Genomic DNA, 21,571 nt, shown 5'->3' with positions numbered 1-21,571 from the left:
CTACCACCTCATTTTGCGAAACTTATATAACACATTCTTGTATGAATGAACAACACTCTCTACTTCTGTTTCGCCTTGGCTCTTTTCGTGGGTCGTGAACGTGATTTGCACGTCCCCTTCTTTGATGGACTGGACAGCCGGTTCGGCATCAGGAGTGTTTTTTTGCCTCAAACGAACCAAATCCACAACCATGTTCGCGTGGACATACCGCAACTCATCTGGAACGTCCTCCCGATTACAAAACGTCTTGATCGCCTGGCCAACTTCATCGATGTACATCTCCAGGCGATCGTCAGACAGAGAGGTGTCCAATTGGGCTTTCACAATCTCAAGAACGGTCATCACTATTCAGCTGCCTTTTCTGATGCCTTTTTTGCCCCTTTTTTCGCCTCTTCCTCCACCACTTCTTCGTATCCAGCCTTTTTAAAGGCGGCCTCTTGTACATCGTTGTGCGCGACCAAAACAACGTCGCCTTTTTTAAATTTCTTCATGTCCCGTCACCCCTTACGCGTTTTTGTGCACGTAAATGGCGTTCTTTTTGTTCTCGAATACGAACGCATCGTAACGAATACGTCCTTCCACCAATGTACCGTTAATGCCTGGCGGATTTTCATGCGTGACATAGTCAGTCAATTTAATTGGTGCCACTGTCGCCATCGGATGCGTAATGAAGAACTCGACGTTGGCTGGCAAGTAAGAAGACGGCACCGTAATCAATGGAATCCCGTCAATGAGACCCACTTGCCCTTTCATTAGTGCATCCTGTGCGATATCAGACGCTTTAATGAAAGACGGGTCTAAGCGAATTTGTTTATAAAAATTCGCGCCAATATACGCTACGCGACCAACCAATGGCACTTTCAAGTCTGTAAGTGTCGTTGTCGCATCCAAAAACGCCTCATACGCATTATCCTTTGTAATCGGCGCCGTCACCGTCGTGCCCGCATTGGCGCAAATGACTGCAAAACGATAGATGTCCACCTCCGGCACAACCACTTCGTCAATCTGACGGGCAAGCGCTTTGCCGGCCTCCATGACACCCATGGTATCTTGTTTCGATTTATTATCGATCGTAAACGTAAAGGACCGATCGCGTGTTACTTTCATTTCTTGCACACTGTTCTCCAGTTCGACCGGTGTGCCATAACGATTGTTTCCTGACGGCGTATAATCTTGCATCGGTGCTGTTGGGATCGAGAATACCTTGACCGTTTCGACCCCAACCCACTCCAAATCTTGATTTACAGCTCCACCCGAAAGAGATTGTTTTTTGAAACGCTCGTCGACATATGGCGCATACTTCTCCGCATAGTTAATTGGCATTGTTCATTACCTCCTACACATTAAATAGAATTAAATCCAGCTAAAAACGGATCCTCTGGATCCCCGCCAGTCGGATTGCCTTCAGCTGGTTTGATCCCCGTAATTTTCGGTTGATGGTTGTTTTCAGGCACAAATAAAAAGGACTTGGTTTCTTGCAGCGTCTTTAACTGCTCATCCAGTCCTTTCGTGATGTTTCCGTTTTCGTCTAATTCAATAGCGTCCTTGTCAAGAAGCGACGCAACCAAATCGGCGTCATGCACTTTTCCATTGATCGCGAGTTTAATCGCGCTGTTGAGTTGTGTTTCTTTGATTTTTGCCTCATATACTGCCTTCTCGTCTTTATATCGCTTCTCTAATTCCGCAAGCTTCGTTTGTAGCTCTTCATTTCCCTCGGCTTGCTTTTTCAACTGTTTTAAGTCGTTGTCGCGCTGCTCTAGCTGTTTTTTCATATCGTCAAGGTTGGCTTTCAACTCATCGACTTTGGCCTTGTGAGCTTCAACCGACTTTCCATGCTCAGCCATAATTTTGTCAATGACCTCTTTCTCCAGTCCTAAACTTTCGAGAAATTCACGTTTCATTCTTGTTCCCCTCCAGGTTACGTTTTTTTACGTGGTTACGGCCACGAACCGCTTTGTTCTTTAACGTCTACAAATGCTAAAAAGACGAGGGAAAATAAAAAAGCACATAACCGTTTTGTTTGGTTAGGTGCTTATTCTATAATTTGAATTGACTTAATTTCTGGCTCACCAACACCGATATATTTTCCGTCGATAAACATGTCAAGACTATCATAATCATTATCGGTATCTTCTTGGTCGGTATAATCTTGGACAATCCCCTCTAATATTTCACCATCTTTGAGAGTAACTCTTATTTTCTTTCCTACATATTCCCATAATCTCAATGCTCCATCCCTCTTTCTTTTATTAAAGTTGGAACAATATGAGTTCCTGTCTTACTATAATGTATTTTAAAGTCTTTTGTTTTTACTTCTTCTCCCGTTGTTTGATCCACATATACCCCGATGTATTTATCACCTTTTATGAGTTCTTTATTTATCCATTCTCCTTTGCTACTGAATTGAAGTACACCAGTACCAGCATATTTTCTCACTAACTCATTAGCTTCCTCATAAGAAATCGTTAAATAGCTTGGCTTCTGCTTACCCTTTGCTTTATTTCTCTCTACATAATCAAGATAGCGTTTATGAGACGGATTATGCTTGTCGTAATGGTTTCGGCTGTGTTCCAATTTATAAACACCATTACGAATATCGGCTCGTATCTGTTCTTCTAACGCTTGGCGCTTCTCTCTTTCTTTACGTTCCGCCTCGAGCTTCGGTTTCAATACATGTTCATTATACCACTCTTCATAAGGAACCGAACCCACCAATCCATTCATGGACTGGCGTTTTTCGCCGTTTGTGTACTCCGACTCATCAAAATGCGGGATCGTCGTCGTTCGGCAGCGCACATGAAACGGCGGCGCATTCGTGCCTGGCTTATAATCTTTGACGTTATAAACCTTGCCGTCTTGATATCTACAAATATCTGATGTTCGCATATCGAGCGTGGCCAAAATCTCGTATTTCTCCATCCCCGCATCGCGATAGCTGTTGTGCGCAGCTAAATTGTGAAAGAAGCTCGCTTCCGTCCTAACCAACGCTTCGGCGCGCGAGTATGCAACGTCTGTCACTCTCACTATTTCTTTGGCCGTCCGATCGATGGACCGGCCGATGATGAAGCTTTGTTCGAGCGACTTTCGAATGTTTTGCATGGTTTCTTGTTCGTGGCCCCAAATCCGTTCAGAAAACTCTTTGCCACTCCAGTTGTACGACATCACTTCGCGCATGGTGCTGTCATCAAGTATTTGAACGTTTGCAGGGATGCCGGCCATCGCGAAATCATACATGAAGTGGTAGTACGAGTTTTGGTACACATCGACCAACCCCGTATAGGTGTACTCCTGCAATCCGTTTTTTCCGCCATAGAGGTGCAGCATCATCATTTCGATTTGCGCTAAAAGCAACTCTAATCGCGAAATCCGAACACGATAACTGACTGCGTTGAGCAAATTTTCGTATTGCGGATTTCCCGCGAGGGCCATAGCACGAAACCGGGCCAAATCGACTTGCTTAAATTCTTCAATTTCTTGGGACGTTAAAATCTTTTTCGCCTCATACAATGAAAGCTTGTTATCTCTCGCATACCTTGCGTAAAACGCTTCAATCTGTCGCACAATATCTCGTTGCGCTTCTTTCAGTCGCTGTTGCATCTGCGCTAAATATTTCTCGACAATCAACTGCGCTTCCTGTTCTCTTTGCGCGGCACGCTGCTCCCAATACTGCCGGCTATTCATTTACGTTCCCATCTTTCCTTTGTTGCTGGAACGCGCCCTGGTAGCCGTTATACATTTGTTCTTGTTCCTGTTGCTTCTTCAATCGTTCCTCGACTTGCTCCGTATACCACGGATGATTTTCACGAATTGTCTGGTCATCGAGAATACCAACCGACGCCTGGCAGTTGGCGATCACCTCTGACTCATTAATGATGATGTCACGGTTGAAGATAATTGAAATTGGCTCATTCGTGAAATCGCCTTTTCCTGTCATGAGCAAATACTGGTCGATGAACCAAATCAAATGTTCTAGGCTTGATTGAAACTCGGTTTCAAGGATGTTGCAGTCCATATCTAAATCCGAATATCGGTATCGAAGCGCCACTCCACTGGCGTTGCCCAGGTTCTCATCCTGTGTATCAACCCCGCGTCCAAATTCATAGATGGCTTTCCGGATCCGAAGAAGCTCTTTTTCCACCGCGTCTGTCTGAAGATCGGCTTGGAGCTTATCCACATCGCCGTTTTCATCTAACTTTACCGCCCGATATCGGTTCAAATCATTTAAAAATTCCTGTAAGTTCGTCCCGCCATAATTTACTAACTTATAGATGAAATTCGGGATGTCAGCCAACAGATCCGCATTTACGGAAGCTTGCAAATTGTAGTCATCAATCAATGACTTGATACAGTCGATCAGTGGCTGCTCTTCCTCATTGTACTTGAACGCAATCAACGGCATGCGCTCCCACAGATACGGCTTTCCATCGATCATGAAATGATAGTTTGTTTCCACTCCAGCCAACACATCTGGGACAAGCGAATCTGCCTGCCAAACATAATATCGAATTCCTTTCGGATGATGATACTCGACCTTCTTTTGTTTTTGCTTTTGGCCATTCATGAAAATGACCTCTTCATAAACACGAATAAACGACACGATTTCTTCATGGTCATTATCGGACCAAAACGGAATAATCTGCTCGCTTGGAATCTTTTTAAACGATAACTCGCCTTTTTCGTCAATATACACATATAAAAAAGCGATCCCTTTATTGATCGCTTCTTTGCCGAGATTTTTAATCACCTTTAACAGCCGTTTATCAAACATATCTTGCATAATTTTGCGGTATTCTTCGTTTTCTGTCGCGATCGTCGGCTCCTTTGAAAGCAAATAGCCCACCTTTTGATTGACGAGCTTCTTCACAAAGTCATGAGCCAATTTTTGATTGGAACGCCACGTGATTTCCTGATTTTTCTTTTCAATGTCCATCTTCGTGCGGTAATATCGATCGCCGAGCAACATCAAATTCCGCTTTTCGCTTGTCTCCCAGTCTTTGACGATCGCCGCCAAAAGTTGCTCATCTGTCATGATCCCTTTCGCAAGCTCCGCCAACGCCCGCTCATGCCATGGCGCCCTGAATAAGTCCTCAATCAGCACATGATCACCTCCCTATTTCAAAATTGATACGGATGGCCGTTTCATATCGTCTTCAAACGCATACCGTGTGGCATCGATCGTATGGTTATTTTTATCCTCCAGCTTGGGCTTTGGATTGCCGTCTGCATCTACCTGATAGTCAATAGACTCAAATTCTCTTGCGATGTTTGGTGTTCTCTTTGGGTCAATGACGATCGCCTCTAGGTCATCCAGCCATTTCTCCCCGTACTCCACGCTTCCCGGCCCCTTCTTGGCTCCTTTGATTCGTGGTATGCCGTGCTCTTTCTTCATTTCATCTATCGATTTCGGTTCGGCACTATCGGCAATGATCGGTTCAAGATGATAATTTTTCGCTTTGATTTTTTCAGCTGCTTCCCGGTTCGATAACTTTACACCATATATTTCGTCAATCGCGTAAATCGTTCTCCTCGTTTTATCGTAGTGCCAGCGTACAAACGCGAACGGATCCACACCATATCCCCAGTCAATGCCCTGGCGGATGTTATCAAAGCTCTTCATCTCGTCATCCGTAATCGTCCGAAACACCAAGTTGTCAAACGGTACCACACCACTCCCGATCGGCTCGCCAAGGTATTCATGACGATACTTCATTTCATTCGTTCGCTTTGTGTGCTCCGCTTCCTCCATGAAATCCTGCGACAAAAACGGATTATCCAAATACGTCGAGTGATGAACGAACGTGTTTTCAGGAAGAAACTGCGTTTCGTATTTTTGGTTCACCCATGATTGCCTCCGTTTTGGCGGGTTATAGCTGTAAAAAAACGTATATCTCAACCCATCTGGAAGCTCTCCGCGCAACACCGACTTTTCGATGACAGACACTTCTTCTTCTGTCTTAAATTCAGCAAGCTCTTCGATCCACATAATTGCTAGTGGAAATTTCGATGCTTTAATGGATTTGATTTTTTGTGGGTCATCAGCACCGCGGAACAGAATCCGATTTCCTCGCGGCAGATACGTGATCCGCATCGGGTTGATCGTCACTTGAAAATACTCTGTGACACCCAATATTTCCATCGCTTCTTTCAGCTGTTCCAACACCGAATCCGCTAGCGTGTTCCCGACCCTGCGTACAACAAGAGCCGTCACCGGATACCGCATCACCAGCAATAACACCATCATTGCGATATGCGTAGATTTGGCGCTGGCCCGACCACCTTTCAGTACATAGCGCAAATAACGTTGCTGTTTCACCAGCGCCCACACTTTTTGGAACGTTGGTGTAAACACTTCAGAAAGCCTAATCTGCTTCATCGGACTCACCGATGTCATCGATAATTTGAACACCAAAATTGGCGTCAATTTGCTGGCGCTCGGTCCACATGGCGAAGCGCTTGCCGAGGAGCTCAGCAGCTTTAACACGATCCCGAATGCTTGGTGTCTTATCTTCCAATTCAAAAAATCCTTCGCCTTTTCCGACAGGGATTTCTTCCGTGACCTCACCACGCAGCACTTTTGTCAAAAACTCCAGCACCTCATCCTGCGAAGCGACGCGTGCTTTATCTTTTTCAGCTAAGCGTTGACCGATGTACTCTTTAATCGCAACATTTTGCAACAGTTTGTGCGCGTGCCCTCGAGCCGTAGCGTCGGAATACCCAGCCTTTCTCGCCGCCTCTTCTGCGTTTCCTAATTCGATATAATAATCCGCAAACGCTTTTTGTTTTGGCGTCAACTTCCGCATCTACATCATCACCTACCTCCTCACTTCCTTCGAATCGCCCCGCGCACTCGCTTGTACGTGTCGCGTCGGACGCCCATAATGTCGAGCCAGTCACGCCAGGTCATTTTCTCTTTCTTCCGTTTCGGGTTCTTGTCTTTATCGTCAACATACAGTTTATACATGCTTTTCACCTCAAATGAAAAACGCCACCCAATCGGGTGACGCTCATGGAAGGGGGATTTGGTTGATACCATTGTAACACGTCTAAACAGAAATATTCTGTCATCTTTCTATCATTTTTCCTTCACTTTTCCGTCAGTTTTCTGTCATCCATCCGCGCTCGGCCGCCACCTTTTTAGCTTCCTCGATTGTGTCGCAGGTAGCGACCACGCGCCAATATGGCCCGTCGATTCCGTCTCGATCCCACGGCGGACAAGTCGCCACTCCTTCATATCGAACGACATACTTTCCGTTCCGGCACAATACGATTTGACCGGTCCACATTTCATTTGATTTGCTCCATACGACTTTCATCTCGCCCATCCTTTCTTAATAGTCCTTGTATACTTCAATCCGCAACGCAAAAGCGAGCTTGTAGAATGCTCTCTCGCGCTCACGATAGTATTTTGACTCACTGATGCACATTTCGTTGTACACATCGTAGTCACGCGGTTCCTCTGTACTCATATATCGCCTCACGATCAATTCTCGCTGTAGTTTTGTTAGGCGATTCACTGCACGCACAATTCGGTTCATGTATTCGTCACGCTCACGCTCAAAATCAACTTTTCTGATCACTGCACTCTCGGTCGACGAATGAAACGCATTTGTCTGCGACGGCGGCACGAGAGAGTACGTTTGCGTCACTCGCGGAAGTGCCTCGTCTGGCACAGTCAACATGTACATGCGATATTTTTCCAGTGCTGCCTCAACAGCCTCTTTTGTTTTCTCGCCGTCCACATCGCGAAGAAATGACAATTGCTTATATTTCAACCGGACCCCTCCCGTTTATGTTAAAATATACTTACATATAGCTGTTATGTTTCCGCGGATCTCGTAATCATTTTTCATTACGAATCACCTCGGCTTTTTTATTCGGTAGCGAGTGCCGGGAGAAGCCCGGTCTTTTTTATTTATTGATCTTTTGCACGATTCGCAAAACATAACCAATGCTCGCGGATTTTTGTTGCTGTCTTCGGCCCGATCCCAGGGATGTCTTCTAGTTGCCCGAGCCATTCGAGCATCAGTTTTGTGTCCAACTCGTTTTGGCGTTTAGCTCCGGCGTGAAAACCTCGGTTCCACGCTTCTGCCAGTTCTGCCTGGCGGACAGGGAGCGCTGTCATCTCCCCACCTCGCCTGATCCTGCGCAGCGTTTTCCCCATCACGTCACTACCTTCCAGCCTTTTTTCAGCCGGCTTTTCAACTCGCACTTTTGCAACGGCTCATAGCGGTAGACGGCTTGTCCATCTTCACGTCGAAACAACAGGTACCATTTCAGCCTGCGCTTGCGCTTACTCATCGTATACATCCTTTTGCAGTTTTTGGAGAGCGTATAGTCTCAGCGCTCGGAGTTCTCGCGTCGCATCTACCCAACTTTCCTCTCTCCGATCTTTCTGTTGGCGCAACTCGTTGGCTTGCTCTTTCAGTCTTTGTATTTCATTTTCGAGAACGATGATTTCTTTATGCAGCCGTTCCTTGTCCGCCATCGCCGTTTCGAAAAGCTCTTTCCAGTGTTCAATTTCCTTCTCTTTCTCCGTCAGCAGCTTGTGCGCGTGGATCGCTTCTCGTTTGAGCCATTCGATGCCGGCCTCTTCTGTTGTATCTTCAGTGATCGTTTCGCTATCGGTCGGCTCATTCTCTGCCGTTTCTTGCGATTCAGTCCCTTGCATCTCTTTTTCCAATTGGGCGATCTTCTCTTTCCGAAAACTCTTCCAACTGTACAGTTGTTGTTTCGTAATGTTCTTGATTGCAGCGATCACGGCATCGCTGAATCCCTGGCGACGTAAATCAATGTATTCCTCCACAGTCAAGTCGATTTTTTTGTTAGACATGTCTTTCTCCTCCTTCACGCTTTCGCAATCTTTCAAAATATCATCGAGACTCTCTCCGTTCCGCAATCGCTCCAGCTGTTCCGGTGTCAGCTGATATGTTCTCACCGTCGTATCTATTCCGTGTGGGCGGTTGCCGAACCGCACAGGTCCTGACCGATACGGGGATATTCTTGCGATCGTCGGCATCGCGGTCACCTCGCATTTTGTTTCGCGGTCTTAAAAACCTTGTCACGATCCTCAGCTGATCTCCAAAACCATCTCTTACCTTGTTTTTCATACCTCTCGAACCAGTGTGGCTCGAAATCTCGTCTCCATGTGTATCCAGCTCGCGCCCGTCCGTCCTTGTACAGCTCAGCATGCACCCACATATATTCATCGCCACGCCGGATGATCGCGGCGTAGTCTTCACACCAGCCCCAATCCCAATCTCTTGTGTACCCCAATACTTCCCATCCTGGAAAAGCGCTCTGTATCCTGTTCAATATGACGCTATCAGCTATCTGCTCATCCTCAACAAAATCGAAAATCGTCAGCTGGTTCATTTATTCCCTCCTTTCGGGAGCAGAAAGAACTGCTCCCTTTGGTTTATTTCACTGCTCTTAACACTCTGCCCTCTTCACGTTCAATATCATCCAACGACATCTGATAATCAGCTTCACGAACTGCTGCGGCAAACTTTTCAATTCCTGTATCCCATAACCCGTGTCGTTTGATAACATCCGAAAACTCCTCAACGTCATGTTCTCGGATGGACCAGCTATCTGCTTGATCTGCCGGTTCGTATTTTTCAACCCAATCTCCTGTTTTCGGATCAATGTCTTTGAAACTCTTGCGGGCAAAATGGCATAGCTCATGATCGACGAGAGCAACACGCTGTTCATGCTTCATAGCTTTCCAGGCATCGGAGCTAATGAAAACAAACAACATTTTGTTTGTGACGAATCGCTCAAATGCTGTGCATTTCTTTGCTTTTCCTGCCCAATCGCTTGAGCCTTCACGGAAGTAATAGCCGATTAAATGCTTCGCGTCCTTTAAATGCGGATGATACTTATCGATTAACTCCTCTGCAATTTCCTTTACCTCTGCAGCTTCTTCAAAATAAACGCCTGCCATCTTTACAACCTCCCAGCTTATTAGATTGATAGAGCTTGTTAATGATTAGTCATGCAACCTTTGCATTCTCGACCGATGCCCATTCTGTCACTTTTGTCTTTCCAAAACATATCAAGTGGCAATATCCGTCCACATCTGGAACAAACTCTTTTATGTCCTTCCTGAGCCTGGCTGATACCGATAAAAATTTTGGGATCGTCCTTTACTATTTCCCAGTCCACCCTCCTAATACAAAACCAACGATCATCAACATTAATGGCTTCTTTGATAGCATCACAGATGAAATCAATAAAGTTAATCGCGTCAAATCTGTGATTGGGCTTTTGAATAAAAATATCGATCCAAACTTTATCTTCATAGAAATCAATATCACTAGTTTTTCTTTTTAGGATGGTTGTTAGCCCATTAACTATTTCCCTGCGCTGCTTTATTCGTTGTTTCACTCCCGTTTGATCATTCGTGGTTACTGAGTTTTTAGAATAAAAGTTTGAAAACGGGATAGCTGTTTTAAAAATCGTAGATGCTTTAGGTTCTTCTGTTTCCCATTCCCAAAAAATCGATTGTTTGTTCCTTTTATTTATTTCCTTGCCTTTTTCAGCAGCAACCTGCTTATTGTTGGCCCTCATTCTACGAGCATATTCAGTGTGATATTTTGTCTTCTTTGCCCAATTACGTTTTCTTTGCTTTTCCCTCTTTTTGGAGCAGGATTTACAAAACTTTTGTGTTGGAGATTTTCTAGTAATTAAGCTGCTGCACATGTGACACTGTATTTGTTTTTCACTCAATCACATCCATCTCCTTAATCTGAATTTCAGTACGAGGAGTTTCACTATAATACTTGCTAATAGAACAATCGATGATTTGAGAATCGTCTTTCCAAATTACGCCTGTTAATGCATCCTCGATCAGTTTCAAATAATTTGATACATCTGGCTTGCTTATTGGCCTTAGCTGGCCGGCTTCGGCTGCGGCTTTCTTCTTTTTGCTAAAGCTCTTCAAAATAGGTTTGTACACCTTAACCTCAAGGGAAATCGGCCCCTCAATCAATTGTTCCGGCCGATGCTTCGATGCAGCCAATTTCAAATAATGCTTGAAATCTCGTGATTTCTTGGGATCATACATCCGAACGCGGCCATTCACCGTCGTCGCCCTTGGCCGTCCCTGTGCCACGGGCTCGCCATACACAATGAGCTTAATCATTCCTCATCCAACCTTTGCACATGAAACGGATTCATGTATTGTTCTTGCAACTGACACCGTTTCTTGTTTTTGTACGGGTGTTCGAAATCAATTTTTCTGATGCAATAGGTCTGTGTGATCGTCGTCCGTCTTTCCACATTCGATACGTGTATGCGGCATGCTGTCCCCGTAAAGTGCTTGCATGCTGGGCATAAATCCGGGTTGTACCGTACCGGCATGTTCTCGTACTCTACAATTCTTGTTTGTTTCATTCGGTTCCCCCCAATGCTCGCTCTAGCATCACTTGCACTTGTGTCCGCGTTCCGGCGCCGCCCTGCTTCATTCTGTTCAGCGCTTCTCGGATCGCCTGCTCTAGCTCTTGCACACGCTCCTCCAGCTCCTGCACACGCGCGCACTCCCAGCACCTGATTCTGCCGTGATAGCATACATCCACTTTCCTCACCTCGCTAGGCGCTTTATTTTGCCCTGTACGGCGTTTTTCTCGTTCTGGGATACTTTCCTATTACCCTCGCAAGAAAAACGCCGTACGGGCTAAAATTTGAAGATTTCGAGCGTGTTAGTTTTTTAGACTCTGCAAAAGCTTCAATTGCTTTTCATGCTTCGCCCGCTTCTTGCTGTGCTTCGTGTACTGTATCAGCTTTTCCGTGCGCGCAATATGCCAATCTAGCGATGCTTGCCATACCCATTCGGACGCTCTCGCTAATATCGCGTGTAGCGAGTCTGCTGTTGGTTCAAACATCTTCTTGCCTCCTTAATCTTTTAGTTTTTGCATTGCAAGCACATGACGCAACGTGTAGTAGTCCAAATCGTAAACGGATTGCCCTTGATGTTCGGTGATCCCCATCTCGATCAGTTGCCGAATCATCATTTGGCGTTTAAGCTCTTTCGTGAGTTGAACCTTTTCATAGAGGATGCCCATCGCGATCACCTCCCTCCCAAACAATATCCTGTGTGATCCCCAATCGCTCACAAGCTTCCGCCAGGCGTTTGCGCCACTCTCGCATCTTTATCTCCTCTTCCTGTCGCACCTTCTCCGCATCCTCGCAGCCGCACGAGGTGACCAGCCAGGCTCCACTCATCACCCTTGTGTATAGCCGTCCCGTTCCATCGCACTTCACGCACATTGTTTACGCCCCCTTTAGTCTGAAATCTTCACCCTCGACCTCGAGGAGATATGGACCGCATTGCCCGAGCAGCCGACTGGCAGCTGCATAGCCGATTTTTTCGCTTAGCGTTCCGCGGTCTTCGTTAGAGTTAAACACGATTGGTTTTTGCTTTCTGTATCGCTCGTTGATAATCTGATAATAGAGTGCCTCTTTTGCCTCGCTCCATTTGGCTTTTCCGATATCATCCCACACCAGCACATCCGCATGGATCGCGCTGTATAGAAGCCGGTTCAACGTCTCGCCTTCGTCGTTCATCGTCTTGGCCTGGATCAGCTCGTCCATGAATGCGACATCTGAAACGACGAGTACATTGAATCCGTCCTTAATGAGCCGTTTAGCCAGGGCGATTTGCAAATGGGTCTTCCCCACACCGAAATTGTTGTGCTGTTGCTTCATCTCTGCTCGTTGGCCGGCCGGCAGTTCTCGAAGGCGTTGTTCCCCTAGTACTGCGATGAACCCAAAATTTTTGTCAGACAGTTTTTTCGTTCCGTTCTCCGCACCAAATTCTTGCAGGTAATTGACTGTCATGTCATACATATCCTGTTGATATGGTGCTGATCGTCTGAAGTTTTCGAAATTCGCGTGCACGAATTCGTCCGGAATGAGCGCTTGCTTGAATCGGCGTCTCCAGGCTTTTCGTTCTCTGCATTCACAAGGCCGAGCGAATTCATAGCCGCGCTCATCCCGATAGAAGATGAACTCCGCATCTTTACACTTGTGACACTCGTAGTCACCCCTTCCATCCCCAAGCTCGTCGGGCTGCTTCGGCTTCTCGGAGGATTTGCTCATATGTCTTTCCGCCTTCTGCTGAAGGTCGGCTAATACCTCGGCGATGTTTGTAAACCTCACGATTGTTCACCTCTTCTCGCTTTCTATGAAACTCCCGTTCGTAGGCTTCTATATCTTCGATCGTGCGCAGATTGTTTTGTACCCACTCGCGAAGTATCCCCTCTGCGTAATTCCATTTCTTCTGTTGTTTAAGTGCTCGTTTCATAGCCTCGATGACAATCTCGTCTCCAACGTCATCTATCCATTGATCGATGCACTCTGATACAAAAGGACTTTCTACACCAAAGTTTTCTTGATAGAAGCGATGAGCGTTTACTACTACTACCTTTAAGTTTTCTTTATTACTTAGTAAGTCATTATTTAGTTCTTTATTATTTAGTAGTTGCGGATTTTCCATCGATGGTTTTTCCATCGATGGTTTTTCCATCGATGGTTTTTCCGTATATGGTTCCTCGTAAACAATGGTTTCCCATTCGAATTTTCCTTGTTCATTTTTCCGGCGTTCACGCCTCATATATCCATATTGCTTCAGTTCCTTAATAGCTGATTTCAAAGCGTCTTTACCGTCTTTGGCATGCTTCTCTAGTTCATCGTCATAAAACTTCCAATCGTCCGGCATGGAAAGCATATAAGCATGGAGCCCTTTTGCTTTCCAACTAAGACGCGGATCGTGCAAGGCGGTTTTATTCATCACGACGTAGTTGTTATTTTTTTGAACTCTGATTACGCCCATGCTGTCACCCTTTCCTAACACAAATCGCAAACCCGTCTTTCACGCTTTTTACCGTATATTCCGGATATCTCCGCATATACTCTCGTACAAGCTGTTTGAAATGCTCCTCGTCTTTGGCCTCCTCCCAAATCCATCTTGGGAGGAGGACTTTATATGTGGGTGGATTATTCAGCATCGAAGACGATCTCCTCTTGTTGCGGTTCCTCTGTCTGCGGCTGCGGATCGATCACCTCGTATGCCTCGGCTTCGATGTAGTCAACCGATTCCGGATCAGCTGTGATGTCCTTTTTTACTGTCTCGTCTTGCATAACAGCTTGCTGGATCTCAATCGAAATCGGCAGGTACTTCCACATATGACGGATGACCGTCTTTTTGGCCATTTCCTCGTAGTCCGTTACCCATGGGCCGTTATTGGCGGCTCTAGAGCGCTTGCGACGTTTCTCGATCTCCTCTTTTGACATGAATTCGAACTGATAGCCGCCGTCTTTAAAATGTGCAACCGCATAGGCACCAATGAAATCGCCGCGGTTTGTCATTGCCGGTTTATGAACGAGCTTCGGATGTAAGCCGTACTCATATTCGAACGTGTCATTTGCGTAGACTGCATGAGCGTAGATGCTTTCGATGTTTCCACTGCGTCGTGCCAAGTCGATCATGCCTTTATAGCCGATGATGAATTGCACATCGGATTGTCCAGTCTTCCCGTTCTTGAACGGCACTAAATAGCAATGTCCGATGAGCCCCGGCTCTAGTCCAAGCTGTGCTGCTTGCATAACCGCGCCAAGCAGAGAGGGAACCGAGCATTCCAACAGTTTCGGGTTGGTCCGGATTGTTGTCAGCGCGATGCGCGCCATCCGATCAGCATCCATGTGCTTTGGAAGAGCTTTTTCAATTTCAGGTCCCATTTTTTTGAGATACGCTGCAATCGTTTGTGCTGGAGAAGGAGGCGCTGCCTCCGTGTTTTTCGCTTTGTTTGCGAGTTGATTTTTTAGCGTTTGATTTGTTGCCATGTCTATGACCTCCCTATTTCTTTTGAATTACCTACTTAATGGAGAATCGCCGCGATATCGATTCCTTGGCGACCTCTTGATATATTTCTGGATACTTCGCTTTGAGCAGTTTCACATCAACGCGATGACTCACAATGTTTTTCCACGTCACCACGCGATCACCGGCAAATGCTCTTTCATAATCACCGAGCATAGCCTTGAGCTGATTTTCAGCTTCCTTACGACGTTCAGCTGCTTCAGCTTCCTCCTGTTTGGCTTGCTCATATTTCGCAATCAAGTCGGAAGCGTCGGGAGGAAGCTCAATTTCCTCATCGAATTTGGCTGTAGGATAGAGGGCTTTCAACAACTCACTTGAAGCATCGGAACCATCGAACATCGGTGGATTTTTCTTGAGAACGTGATTGTTCCAAAAGTTCAATTCAATCTCGATGAGATATTGGATAATCTCCTCATCACGCTCAATTTTCTTGTAGATGAACTTGTTGCCGCCGATCAGAACCGCAACCCACCATGAATCGAAGCCCGTGATAGCCATATAATGCTGGCATTGAATGAGATATTGCGCCGGAACCTCGTCATTTTTCCATTCGTCTTTGAGATGTTCACTAGCTGTTTTGCACTCAAGCCCCTCTTTCCGGCCGACAATGAGGCGATCGACGTTCGCAATCATGAACGGATATTCAGGATGTCGCAAGATCGCGTTCCGACGACGGACTTTCAGGCCTGTTCGCCGGCTGAATTCCTGTGCGACGATATCCTCCAGGATCGTCCCCCAGTAGGCCGCTTCACTGTTCACGTTCTCCTCGGGGGCCTGTCCGATTTTTTCGAGATACACAGCCACAGGAGATTTCCATTTGTTCAACCCTGCGATCGCCGCGGCGTCACTCCCGCCGATCCCCTTCCGGCGAGCCTGCAGCCACTCCTCATGGCTCATTTCGTTCGTGTTGGCCAAGATGACAGCTTCCAAGTTTCCCACCCCCATTTGATTTTTGGCGGCGATTCCTGTACTATGTAAGTACAGGGTCATAGGGGAATCACCGTTGGCGCCTCGCTCCCTCCAGCGGGGCGTTTTTCACGCCTGTTTTGGCCAGCCGAACTTGCAGCAATATTCATATGCGCACCACTCATCTTGATGGATCATCAAACCGTCAATAAATTCAATAATATTGTCACCTTCATAAATTTCCCCGCCACACCCCTCGCAATAGCCGATCACATGCGGCTCTCCCTGCCGAATCGGATGCCGGTCGGAAATGATCGGGTTCTCGATCATGCTGGTTCACCTCCTTCAGTGTTTCAAGTCGCTTCCGGATCGCCTGTATGCTCCGCCCAGTGCGGGCGGAAAGGGTTTCGATCGGTTGGATACCATAGTGATTGAGAAGGTAAAAGTCTTCATCCTCTGTCCATCTGCCGGTTTTACCTCTCAGATCAGCTTCCCTGTCTTCTCCCCACAACGGTCGGCTAAGCTCTTGCATACGCTTCCCGTATGGACACTGCCGGCAAGGCGACATACGGAAGTTCGGCATTGAAAAGTACTTGCACTGTCGACAATGCGTATCAAGGATTTTTGCTATTTTTAGTCGGATGCGCTGCTTCTCCGTTTTTGTCATTTTCGTCACCTCCTTTCCTAGTGCGCATCGGCAAAGGCGAGAACGCTGATGACCGGGGGATGGAGTCAGTGCAACGTTCCCACCCTTGACGACAGGCACTAGGCCTGTCCTTGTGTTGGGAAATGGAAATGTGCTATATTGTGATTGGGCTGGTTTTTCTTTTGTGTTGCAACGCCGCTTTGAGGCATTTGCGGCGGATTGCAACTTTTTGTTTTTCCCGTTTCAGCACGGCCACTTCATGCCAATTCCGACGCCGGCTATGAATCTCAATTTCTTGCGCCAAGCAGGCTTCCCAGCTCAAGAGATTCATATATTCATCCCAAGAGGGGCTTAAATAATTCGGTGTATACGCCATCACTCATTCCCCTTTCTGAATAATCGTTGTAATATTGATTCCGCGTTCTTGTAGCGTTGCGATCAGTTCAGCTAGCTGGTCGTGTTCTCTCTTCCGCCGCAGGAGCTCGTCCAACTCACGACGACAGCGTTGGTATTCTTCGATCCAGCGATCGGCAGCGTCTACATCGCCTTGCTGTAGCTCCATATAGGCTCTCGATACGTAGAATTTGCAGTGTTCAAGCAGGATGGCGCCATGTTCTAAGTCGCCTGGGAGGAGGTTCATTGTGCTCCCCCTTCCTTCACATACGCCACGATGTCATCAATCATCGTTTGCGCCTGTTTATCGCCGCTTGTCTCGACGACATGTCTCAAATACTCCAATTCCTCAAGGATCGCGAGTCTTTTCTGATCGACGCCATATTCCCGCAGAAACACCCCTTCGTTAGTTGCGAACATTTCAATTGGCGTCCCTGTTTCCCAACCGCGAATGCGTCGAACTTCCATTGGAATGACGATTCTTCCTAAATGGTCAAGTTTACGAACGATTCCAAGTGGTTTCATCGTGTAACAACCCCCATTTCTGCTTGGATGATCTCTTTAACACGACGTTGCCATTTCAGTTGATACACCATTTTCCCGCTTTCCAACTGAATCGGCTCGGAACTGCTGTATTTTTTGCCTTCAGCCGTTGGCACCCACTCACCGCCCACTCTCCACTGCAAGCCCGCCCGTTGCAACAGCTTGTTGACCTCTTTTCCGGAGATAGCCGGTTCAAACATCTTGCCGATCTGCGTTGGTGTGACCAGTTGCATTTCAAAATCATCAGTCAGGCGTTTTTCAATTTTGTTTTCCAGTTGCTCAATGCGGCTGTTTTGACGAGCGTTATCTTCTTCAAGAGCTTTGATTTTTCGTTCTTGCTCCACCATTTGCTGCGCATATAGGAGCAACATTTCCGCCTGGGTTTTTGGTTGTAACACCTGCTTTTGTTTTTGCAATGCCTCTTTCATGCGGTTGAATTCATTTATATATCGAACCTTCACCAGCATGGCCCGTTGCGTTGTATAGCCCATGGTCACAAGCATGAAAGCATCGAAGTTTAGAAGAAACTTCGTATAAATCTGACCGTTTGTCGCCTTGTATTCGCACCGCTCAAATTTGAGCGATGAAAAATCAATCCCTAATTCACGCGCTTCTTCTGATGTTTTTAAGACATCGATGTTGTTAATTGTGTTTTCGATGTCACGTTTAACGTTTTTATGTTCTTTGCCGAACATTTCCGCGACTGTAAGGCTATCAGTGAGAACTTGGTCATTTTGAATAAAAACTAAATCTCCCATGATTTCACCTCGCCGTATTATTTTGTTTTCGAGTGAATTTCGTGTGAAAGCTTGTCCACTTTTCCGCCAAAAGGAACGCCCTCACAGGGCAGCCGGATCATATTCCCGGTCGATGCGTTCGTGCAGTTCCCGTTTGAAGCGCAAGACTTCCTCGTGCATGCTCCGGTCGCGGTTCTTCATGGCCTCTGCAACCGTTCGGGTGTAGAAAGCGATAGCGGCTTCAAGTGAATTGAAATCATGCGCGCTTGGTAGTTTTGGCATTTGTGTTCACCTCCTTCCTCTGTTCTGAAAGGTGACGGATGAGACCTGGAATTAAATGTTTAATGACTGCACGAGCGAGCTTCTCGCTCGGCACTTCGATCGTTTTTGCCATTAGATCGCCCCCATTTTTTTGTTACAGTGTATGCGGAACGGATTGTCCGTCATTTCGTGTCTGTTGTGTCTTTTTACGACACTTTTTCAGGAAAAAAAACTGAAATATCAACATTGTACAGCTTGGCTAATCGGTACAATTCATCGGCATACCAACGACTTTTCCCGTTTTCACGCCTTTTATATTGAGTCAAAGACATATTCAGGTAATCGGCGACCTCTTTTTGGGTCAAACCACTGTTTACCCTCAACGCCTTTGGGGATAGGTGCAATTTCACAGTATCACCTCCAATTTTTTCTTGTGTCTTTATATGACACTTTCATCATATCATCCTTTAAACACCAAGTCAACACAAAAAAGACACTTTTTTTAAAAAAAATATTTTCAAAGTGTCGTATAACGTCTATAATAAATGCGGAAAGGAGGTGAAGAAAATGAATGATTTTTACAAAAAAGTCGGACAAAACATTGAAAAGTACAGAAAAATGAAGGGGTTGAGCGCCGAAGAATTAGGAAACAGAGTGGGACTCACTAAAAAGACGATCAGGCGTTATGAGACAGGAGAAATACGCATCATTAATGACAGGGTCTTGGCGATCGCCGACGCCTTGGATGTTGATCCGGCCGATTTATATGAAGGGACAGACGTCGTCGAGTTTACCGATGAAGTTGAAAAACTTCCAATTGTTGGGGCAGTTAGTTGTGGGAATGGCACAATCGCATACGAAGCAATTGAAGGATATGAAGAAGTTCCGAAAAGCTGGGTCAGAGGCGGAAAGTACTTCTTCCTGCGCGCGAAAGGAGACAGCATGATTAATGCTCATATCACAGACGGATCACTACTCCTCATCCGCCGCCAGGACGATGTAGAAAACGGAGACATCGCCGCCGTATTGATCGACGACGATGCGGTGCTAAAACGGGTGTATAAGTCGGGTGACACTATTATTCTACAAAGCGAAAACCCGGCGTACAAGCCTATCATCCTGCATAAAAACGATATGAAAAACGTTAGGATTATAGGCAAACTCAAGAAAGTGGTCCTAAATTTCTAGCGCTAGGAATTTAGAGGGCGGGCGACGACTCGCCCGTTTTTTACGAAATACGAAGGAGAGGGGAAGTAATGAAAGCGGCTCTTTACGTCCGCGTCAGTACAGATGAACAAGCAAGGGAAGGGTATAGCATCGAATCACAAAAAGATTCTATTATTCACTTCGTTAAGTCGCAAGGATGGGAAGTTTATCATCTTTACATTGATGACGGATACAGCGCAAAAGATTTGGATCGTCCAGCTATGCAACAATTGATTCGAGATGCAGAAGAAAGAAAATTTAATGTCGTGGTGTTTTACAAATTGGATCGGCTTGTACGGTCTGTCGGTGACTTGGATAAGCTCCTCAAACTTTTTGATAAACATAACATCAGCATTCGCTCCGTGACAGAGCCGTTTGATACCACAACTGCAGTAGGAAGATTTTTGATAACCCTTGTCGCCGCATTGGCTCAGTGGGAGCGTGAAACAATTTCCGAGCGCGTAGTGGTCAACATGACTAAAAAAGCTATGTCTGGAGAGAGGAATGGCGGGCGTGCCCCCTTTGGATACGACATGAAAGACGGTGAGTTGGTCATTAATGAAGAAGAAGCTCGTTTAGTACGTGAAATATTTCGCGTGTATATTGATGGAAAAGGCATTCGTCAGATTGTTCTATACTTGCAACAATTCGGTGTAGACAAAGATATTCGCACAGTGTCACGAATGCTTGAAAATCCGGTTTATTGTGGAAAACTTCGTTGGGGAAAAAATTCAAAGATGCATGAAATCATTTCTGACGGCCCTCATCCGGCTATTATCGATGTGGAAACTTTTGAGAAAGTACAACAGCTGCGCAAGCAACGATCCCAAGAAGGAAAAAGGGCCACGTCTCCATACCCCTTTAGCGGCGTTTTGCGTTGTGCACGTTGCGGATCGGCACTGTCCGGGTACTACAAGAAAGAACGCGGGACAAAACATTATATTTGCATCACTAAAAAGAATAAGGGTACATGCAATCTCCCGATGTTCACAGAACAGGCCCTGACCAAGGTATTCCTTGAAATGTTGTCGCCTAAAGACCCGGAAGAATTTATAAAATTAATCCAAAACGCAGAAATTAAAACAGAAAACGAAGATCATACTGCGCTAATCGCAGAGCTTGAAAAAGAACTGTCCGCGATCAAAAAACGGAAAAAGAACTGGCTACTGGCGTTAGGAAATGGTGTCATCTCACCGGAAGACTATAGAGAGATGACGGCCGAAGACGCAAAGCGAGAAATGTTCATAAGAGAACAGCTTGAACAACTAAATAAAAAATCGGTTTCGATCGATTTAGAGTCTGTTCTTAACATAGCACAAAATATTCCGGTGTTATGGGAGACAGCGAATGACTATGAGAAGAAAAGTTTTGTCAACGAATTGTTTGAAACCATCGTCGTCGACGTCCCGCGCGATTATTACCGCGCGCGAGGAAAAACGCCGTCTGTCGTAATTAAAGAGGTGCGCTTGCGATAAAGATTCTTTTGTAGGCGCTAGCCACTCCCAACGCCGGCAGACCGACGCGGACCGCTGCCGGCAACAGAACCGCCCCCATGAGGGCAACGGACGGGGACGGCCAGAAAAACCAAGAAATGACCATCATCAAAATCCCGATCGTCCAATACGCCCAAGCCGGCGTACGGATGAAGCGGACAAACGGCGAAACCATGACATCATTGATGCCGGTGGCCGACAACACTTTGCTCATCGCCACAATAATAGAGATGACTAAAATCGTCGGCAATAGCTCCGTAATGGCGTAAATAAAGCTGTTAAACACCCCGCTGACCGCCGCGTTCAACGAATGGGTGGCGACCGCCGCCAATAAAAAGATGCCGGCAATGCAAATGAGCGATGTATCTTTGCGGGCGACCATAAACCCAATAATGAGCACAATAAACAGCAAGTAAATCCAGTGCAGCGCCACAAGCTCTACACCCATGAACCATTCCCCTTTCTTCCCGACTTCGAGCCCGACCCTGTGGACATGCGCCCAGGCCGG

36 protein-coding genes and 1 pseudogene are annotated in these 21,571 nt (G+C 46.2%); 2 read left to right on the top strand and 35 right to left on the bottom strand.

Annotated features, from left to right (window positions below):
* The 34 genes from B1A75_RS01470 to B1A75_RS20505 all read right to left on the bottom strand — a co-directional run bounded on the left by B1A75_RS01470 (position 1) and on the right by B1A75_RS20505 (position 18,774).
* Positions 1-342: a phage head-tail connector protein gene (locus tag B1A75_RS01470; RefSeq protein WP_079935608.1), complete on the bottom strand. Its 342-nt coding sequence runs from the start codon at positions 340-342 to the stop codon at positions 1-3.
* A 2-nt stretch (positions 343-344) separates the two neighbouring features.
* Complete coding sequence (locus B1A75_RS19725) at positions 345-491, bottom strand: hypothetical protein (protein ID WP_164834629.1); 147 nt, start codon at positions 489-491, stop codon at positions 345-347.
* Positions 492-504: 13 nt separating this feature from the next.
* On the bottom strand, positions 505-1,323 hold the full coding sequence (locus B1A75_RS01465) for a N4-gp56 family major capsid protein (protein ID WP_079935607.1): 819 nt from the start codon (positions 1,321-1,323) through the stop codon (positions 505-507).
* Positions 1,324-1,343: 20 nt separating this feature from the next.
* On the bottom strand, positions 1,344-1,901 hold the full coding sequence (locus B1A75_RS01460; RefSeq protein WP_079935606.1) for a phage scaffolding protein: 558 nt from the start codon (positions 1,899-1,901) through the stop codon (positions 1,344-1,346).
* A 131-nt stretch (positions 1,902-2,032) separates the two neighbouring features.
* On the bottom strand, positions 2,033-2,227 hold the full coding sequence (locus B1A75_RS01455; RefSeq protein WP_014194728.1) for an LSm family protein: 195 nt from the start codon (positions 2,225-2,227) through the stop codon (positions 2,033-2,035).
* Positions 2,224-3,681 carry a minor capsid protein gene (locus B1A75_RS01450; protein ID WP_025950452.1) on the bottom strand — a complete coding sequence of 486 codons (1,458 nt, stop codon included), beginning with the start codon at positions 3,679-3,681 and terminating at the stop codon, positions 2,224-2,226. The genes B1A75_RS01455 and B1A75_RS01450 overlap by 4 nt, the downstream gene beginning before the upstream one ends.
* The gene (locus tag B1A75_RS01445) at positions 3,674-5,098 is read right to left on the bottom strand and encodes a phage portal protein (protein ID WP_025950451.1); all 1,425 of its coding nucleotides are present in this window, start codon (positions 5,096-5,098) and stop codon (positions 3,674-3,676) included. The genes B1A75_RS01450 and B1A75_RS01445 overlap by 8 nt, the downstream gene beginning before the upstream one ends.
* A 12-nt stretch (positions 5,099-5,110) precedes the next feature.
* On the bottom strand, positions 5,111-6,373 hold the full coding sequence (locus B1A75_RS01440) for a PBSX family phage terminase large subunit (protein ID WP_110107640.1): 1,263 nt from the start codon (positions 6,371-6,373) through the stop codon (positions 5,111-5,113).
* On the bottom strand, positions 6,360-6,800 hold the full coding sequence (locus B1A75_RS01435) for a terminase small subunit (protein WP_025950450.1): 441 nt from the start codon (positions 6,798-6,800) through the stop codon (positions 6,360-6,362). The genes B1A75_RS01440 and B1A75_RS01435 overlap by 14 nt, the downstream gene beginning before the upstream one ends.
* Positions 6,801-6,820: 20 nt before the next feature.
* On the bottom strand, positions 6,821-6,961 hold the full coding sequence (locus B1A75_RS19720) for a hypothetical protein (protein WP_176202376.1): 141 nt from the start codon (positions 6,959-6,961) through the stop codon (positions 6,821-6,823).
* A 133-nt stretch (positions 6,962-7,094) separates the two neighbouring features.
* Entirely contained in the window at positions 7,095-7,313 is a 219-nt protein-coding gene (locus tag B1A75_RS01430; RefSeq protein WP_079935605.1) for a hypothetical protein, read from the bottom strand.
* A 15-nt stretch (positions 7,314-7,328) separates the two neighbouring features.
* Positions 7,329-7,772 (bottom strand): ArpU family phage packaging/lysis transcriptional regulator, encoded by a 444-nt coding sequence (locus B1A75_RS01425; protein WP_254866584.1) that lies wholly within the window; start codon positions 7,770-7,772, stop codon positions 7,329-7,331.
* Positions 7,773-7,912: 140 nt separating this feature from the next.
* The gene (locus tag B1A75_RS01420; protein WP_033012591.1) at positions 7,913-8,161 is read right to left on the bottom strand and encodes a hypothetical protein; all 249 of its coding nucleotides are present in this window, start codon (positions 8,159-8,161) and stop codon (positions 7,913-7,915) included.
* On the bottom strand, positions 8,161-8,298 hold the full coding sequence (locus tag B1A75_RS19715; protein WP_164834595.1) for a hypothetical protein: 138 nt from the start codon (positions 8,296-8,298) through the stop codon (positions 8,161-8,163). Before B1A75_RS19715 ends, B1A75_RS01420 begins: the two co-directional genes overlap by 1 nt.
* Positions 8,291-8,830, bottom strand: a complete 540-nt coding sequence (locus B1A75_RS01415; protein ID WP_254866583.1) for a hypothetical protein — start codon at positions 8,828-8,830, stop codon at positions 8,291-8,293. Before B1A75_RS01415 ends, B1A75_RS19715 begins: the two co-directional genes overlap by 8 nt.
* Positions 8,831-9,021: 191 nt before the next feature.
* Positions 9,022-9,372, bottom strand: coding sequence for a hypothetical protein (locus B1A75_RS01410; protein WP_079935604.1), 351 nt, complete (start codon positions 9,370-9,372; stop codon positions 9,022-9,024).
* A 43-nt stretch (positions 9,373-9,415) separates the two neighbouring features.
* Positions 9,416-9,943: a putative metallopeptidase gene (locus B1A75_RS01405; RefSeq protein ID WP_079935603.1), complete on the bottom strand. Its 528-nt coding sequence runs from the start codon at positions 9,941-9,943 to the stop codon at positions 9,416-9,418.
* A 38-nt stretch (positions 9,944-9,981) separates the two neighbouring features.
* The gene (locus B1A75_RS01400) at positions 9,982-10,728 is read right to left on the bottom strand and encodes a hypothetical protein (protein ID WP_079935602.1); all 747 of its coding nucleotides are present in this window, start codon (positions 10,726-10,728) and stop codon (positions 9,982-9,984) included.
* Positions 10,721-11,143 (bottom strand): RusA family crossover junction endodeoxyribonuclease, encoded by a 423-nt coding sequence (locus B1A75_RS01395; protein WP_079935601.1) that lies wholly within the window; start codon positions 11,141-11,143, stop codon positions 10,721-10,723. Before B1A75_RS01395 ends, B1A75_RS01400 begins: the two co-directional genes overlap by 8 nt.
* A 247-nt stretch (positions 11,144-11,390) precedes the next feature.
* Entirely contained in the window at positions 11,391-11,528 is a 138-nt protein-coding gene (locus tag B1A75_RS19710; protein WP_176202375.1) for a hypothetical protein, read from the bottom strand.
* 171 nt (positions 11,529-11,699) lie between these two features.
* The gene (locus B1A75_RS01390; protein ID WP_079935600.1) at positions 11,700-11,882 is read right to left on the bottom strand and encodes a hypothetical protein; all 183 of its coding nucleotides are present in this window, start codon (positions 11,880-11,882) and stop codon (positions 11,700-11,702) included.
* 12 nt (positions 11,883-11,894) lie between these two features.
* Positions 11,895-12,062 carry a hypothetical protein gene (locus B1A75_RS19705; RefSeq protein ID WP_176202374.1) on the bottom strand — a complete coding sequence of 56 codons (168 nt, stop codon included), beginning with the start codon at positions 12,060-12,062 and terminating at the stop codon, positions 11,895-11,897.
* 208 nt (positions 12,063-12,270) lie between these two features.
* On the bottom strand, positions 12,271-13,098 hold the full coding sequence (locus tag B1A75_RS01380; protein ID WP_079935598.1) for an ATP-binding protein: 828 nt from the start codon (positions 13,096-13,098) through the stop codon (positions 12,271-12,273).
* The gene (locus tag B1A75_RS01375; RefSeq protein ID WP_079935597.1) at positions 13,040-13,831 is read right to left on the bottom strand and encodes a DnaD domain-containing protein; all 792 of its coding nucleotides are present in this window, start codon (positions 13,829-13,831) and stop codon (positions 13,040-13,042) included. Before B1A75_RS01375 ends, B1A75_RS01380 begins: the two co-directional genes overlap by 59 nt.
* A gap of 164 nt (positions 13,832-13,995) precedes the next feature.
* Positions 13,996-14,841: a recombination protein RecT gene (recT, locus tag B1A75_RS01370; protein ID WP_079935596.1), complete on the bottom strand. Its 846-nt coding sequence runs from the start codon at positions 14,839-14,841 to the stop codon at positions 13,996-13,998.
* A gap of 31 nt (positions 14,842-14,872) precedes the next feature.
* Positions 14,873-15,808: a YqaJ viral recombinase family nuclease gene (locus tag B1A75_RS01365; RefSeq protein ID WP_079935595.1), complete on the bottom strand. Its 936-nt coding sequence runs from the start codon at positions 15,806-15,808 to the stop codon at positions 14,873-14,875.
* A gap of 105 nt (positions 15,809-15,913) precedes the next feature.
* A complete protein-coding gene (locus tag B1A75_RS01360) occupies positions 15,914-16,114 on the bottom strand; it encodes a hypothetical protein (RefSeq protein WP_015985928.1) in 201 nt (66 codons plus the stop codon).
* A gap of 470 nt (positions 16,115-16,584) precedes the next feature.
* On the bottom strand, positions 16,585-16,806 hold the full coding sequence (locus B1A75_RS01355; protein WP_079935594.1) for a hypothetical protein: 222 nt from the start codon (positions 16,804-16,806) through the stop codon (positions 16,585-16,587).
* Between the two features lie 3 nt (positions 16,807-16,809).
* On the bottom strand, positions 16,810-17,070 hold the full coding sequence (locus B1A75_RS01350) for a hypothetical protein (RefSeq protein WP_079935593.1): 261 nt from the start codon (positions 17,068-17,070) through the stop codon (positions 16,810-16,812).
* Entirely contained in the window at positions 17,067-17,348 is a 282-nt protein-coding gene (locus tag B1A75_RS01345; RefSeq protein WP_079935592.1) for an AbrB/MazE/SpoVT family DNA-binding domain-containing protein, read from the bottom strand. The genes B1A75_RS01350 and B1A75_RS01345 overlap by 4 nt, the downstream gene beginning before the upstream one ends.
* Positions 17,345-18,124 (bottom strand): Rha family transcriptional regulator, encoded by a 780-nt coding sequence (locus B1A75_RS01340; RefSeq protein ID WP_079935591.1) that lies wholly within the window; start codon positions 18,122-18,124, stop codon positions 17,345-17,347. Before B1A75_RS01340 ends, B1A75_RS01345 begins: the two co-directional genes overlap by 4 nt.
* Positions 18,125-18,205: 81 nt before the next feature.
* On the bottom strand, positions 18,206-18,385 hold the full coding sequence (locus tag B1A75_RS01335; protein WP_079935590.1) for a hypothetical protein: 180 nt from the start codon (positions 18,383-18,385) through the stop codon (positions 18,206-18,208).
* Positions 18,360-18,497, bottom strand: a complete 138-nt coding sequence (locus B1A75_RS19700) for a hypothetical protein (protein ID WP_176202373.1) — start codon at positions 18,495-18,497, stop codon at positions 18,360-18,362. The genes B1A75_RS01335 and B1A75_RS19700 overlap by 26 nt, the downstream gene beginning before the upstream one ends.
* Positions 18,498-18,570: 73 nt before the next feature.
* On the bottom strand, positions 18,571-18,774 hold the full coding sequence (locus B1A75_RS20505; protein ID WP_016062781.1) for a helix-turn-helix domain-containing protein: 204 nt from the start codon (positions 18,772-18,774) through the stop codon (positions 18,571-18,573).
* 157 nt (positions 18,775-18,931) lie between these two features.
* Here B1A75_RS20505 and B1A75_RS01325 point away from each other — a divergent pair, with 157 nt between their 5' ends.
* Both B1A75_RS01325 and B1A75_RS01320 read left to right on the top strand, forming a co-directional pair.
* On the top strand, positions 18,932-19,552 hold the full coding sequence (locus B1A75_RS01325; RefSeq protein WP_079935589.1) for a LexA family protein: 621 nt from the start codon (positions 18,932-18,934) through the stop codon (positions 19,550-19,552).
* 68 nt (positions 19,553-19,620) lie between these two features.
* Complete coding sequence (locus B1A75_RS01320) at positions 19,621-21,045, top strand: recombinase family protein (RefSeq protein WP_079935588.1); 1,425 nt, start codon at positions 19,621-19,623, stop codon at positions 21,043-21,045.
* Positions 21,046-21,058: 13 nt separating this feature from the next.
* On the opposite strand, the pseudogene B1A75_RS01315 reads toward B1A75_RS01320, so the two are convergent.
* Positions 21,059-21,511: pseudogene (locus B1A75_RS01315) on the bottom strand (hypothetical protein); the annotation flags it as partial.
* Positions 21,512-21,571: the final 60 nt, after the last annotated feature.

The sequence above is a fragment of the Geobacillus sp. LEMMY01 genome, assembly GCF_002042905.1.
In the GTDB taxonomy this organism is placed as follows: Bacteria; Bacillota; Bacilli; order Bacillales; family Anoxybacillaceae; genus Geobacillus; species Geobacillus proteiniphilus.
Note: the sequence above shows the minus strand (reverse complement) of the source record. Positions and strands in the feature narration are given on the sequence as shown.

Bases quoted from the DNA above. Each gene is read 5' to 3' on its own strand.
- B1A75_RS01470 (WP_079935608.1), bottom strand. From the start codon at position 342: ATGACCGTTCTTGAGATTGTGAAAGCCCAATTGGACACCTCTCTGTCT.
- B1A75_RS19725 (WP_164834629.1), bottom strand. From the start codon at position 491: ATGAAGAAATTTAAAAAAGGCGACGTTGTTTTGGTCGCGCACAACGAT.
- B1A75_RS01465 (WP_079935607.1), bottom strand. From the start codon at position 1,323: ATGCCAATTAACTATGCGGAGAAGTATGCGCCATATGTCGACGAGCGT.
- B1A75_RS01460 (WP_079935606.1), bottom strand. From the start codon at position 1,901: ATGAAACGTGAATTTCTCGAAAGTTTAGGACTGGAGAAAGAGGTCATT.
- B1A75_RS01450 (WP_025950452.1), bottom strand. From the start codon at position 3,681: ATGAATAGCCGGCAGTATTGGGAGCAGCGTGCCGCGCAAAGAGAACAG.
- B1A75_RS01440 (WP_110107640.1), bottom strand. From the start codon at position 6,373: ATGAAGCAGATTAGGCTTTCTGAAGTGTTTACACCAACGTTCCAAAAA.
- B1A75_RS01435 (WP_025950450.1), bottom strand. From the start codon at position 6,800: ATGCGGAAGTTGACGCCAAAACAAAAAGCGTTTGCGGATTATTATATC.
- B1A75_RS19720 (WP_176202376.1), bottom strand. From the start codon at position 6,961: ATGTATAAACTGTATGTTGACGATAAAGACAAGAACCCGAAACGGAAG.
- B1A75_RS01430 (WP_079935605.1), bottom strand. From the start codon at position 7,313: ATGAAAGTCGTATGGAGCAAATCAAATGAAATGTGGACCGGTCAAATC.
- B1A75_RS01420 (WP_033012591.1), bottom strand. From the start codon at position 8,161: ATGGGGAAAACGCTGCGCAGGATCAGGCGAGGTGGGGAGATGACAGCG.
- B1A75_RS19715 (WP_164834595.1), bottom strand. From the start codon at position 8,298: ATGAGTAAGCGCAAGCGCAGGCTGAAATGGTACCTGTTGTTTCGACGT.
- B1A75_RS01415 (WP_254866583.1), bottom strand. From the start codon at position 8,830: ATGTCTAACAAAAAAATCGACTTGACTGTGGAGGAATACATTGATTTA.
- B1A75_RS01410 (WP_079935604.1), bottom strand. From the start codon at position 9,372: ATGAACCAGCTGACGATTTTCGATTTTGTTGAGGATGAGCAGATAGCT.
- B1A75_RS01405 (WP_079935603.1), bottom strand. From the start codon at position 9,943: ATGGCAGGCGTTTATTTTGAAGAAGCTGCAGAGGTAAAGGAAATTGCA.
- B1A75_RS01395 (WP_079935601.1), bottom strand. From the start codon at position 11,143: ATGATTAAGCTCATTGTGTATGGCGAGCCCGTGGCACAGGGACGGCCA.
- B1A75_RS01390 (WP_079935600.1), bottom strand. From the start codon at position 11,882: ATGTTTGAACCAACAGCAGACTCGCTACACGCGATATTAGCGAGAGCG.
- B1A75_RS19705 (WP_176202374.1), bottom strand. From the start codon at position 12,062: ATGGGCATCCTCTATGAAAAGGTTCAACTCACGAAAGAGCTTAAACGC.
- B1A75_RS01380 (WP_079935598.1), bottom strand. From the start codon at position 13,098: ATGAGCAAATCCTCCGAGAAGCCGAAGCAGCCCGACGAGCTTGGGGAT.
- B1A75_RS01375 (WP_079935597.1), bottom strand. From the start codon at position 13,831: ATGGGCGTAATCAGAGTTCAAAAAAATAACAACTACGTCGTGATGAAT.
- recT (WP_079935596.1), bottom strand. From the start codon at position 14,841: ATGGCAACAAATCAAACGCTAAAAAATCAACTCGCAAACAAAGCGAAA.
- B1A75_RS01360 (WP_015985928.1), bottom strand. From the start codon at position 16,114: ATGATCGAGAACCCGATCATTTCCGACCGGCATCCGATTCGGCAGGGA.
- B1A75_RS01355 (WP_079935594.1), bottom strand. From the start codon at position 16,806: ATGGCGTATACACCGAATTATTTAAGCCCCTCTTGGGATGAATATATG.
- B1A75_RS01350 (WP_079935593.1), bottom strand. From the start codon at position 17,070: ATGAACCTCCTCCCAGGCGACTTAGAACATGGCGCCATCCTGCTTGAA.
- B1A75_RS01345 (WP_079935592.1), bottom strand. From the start codon at position 17,348: ATGAAACCACTTGGAATCGTTCGTAAACTTGACCATTTAGGAAGAATC.
- B1A75_RS01340 (WP_079935591.1), bottom strand. From the start codon at position 18,124: ATGGGAGATTTAGTTTTTATTCAAAATGACCAAGTTCTCACTGATAGC.
- B1A75_RS01335 (WP_079935590.1), bottom strand. From the start codon at position 18,385: ATGCCAAAACTACCAAGCGCGCATGATTTCAATTCACTTGAAGCCGCT.
- B1A75_RS19700 (WP_176202373.1), bottom strand. From the start codon at position 18,497: ATGGCAAAAACGATCGAAGTGCCGAGCGAGAAGCTCGCTCGTGCAGTC.
- B1A75_RS01325 (WP_079935589.1), top strand. From the start codon at position 18,932: ATGAATGATTTTTACAAAAAAGTCGGACAAAACATTGAAAAGTACAGA.
- B1A75_RS01320 (WP_079935588.1), top strand. From the start codon at position 19,621: ATGAAAGCGGCTCTTTACGTCCGCGTCAGTACAGATGAACAAGCAAGG.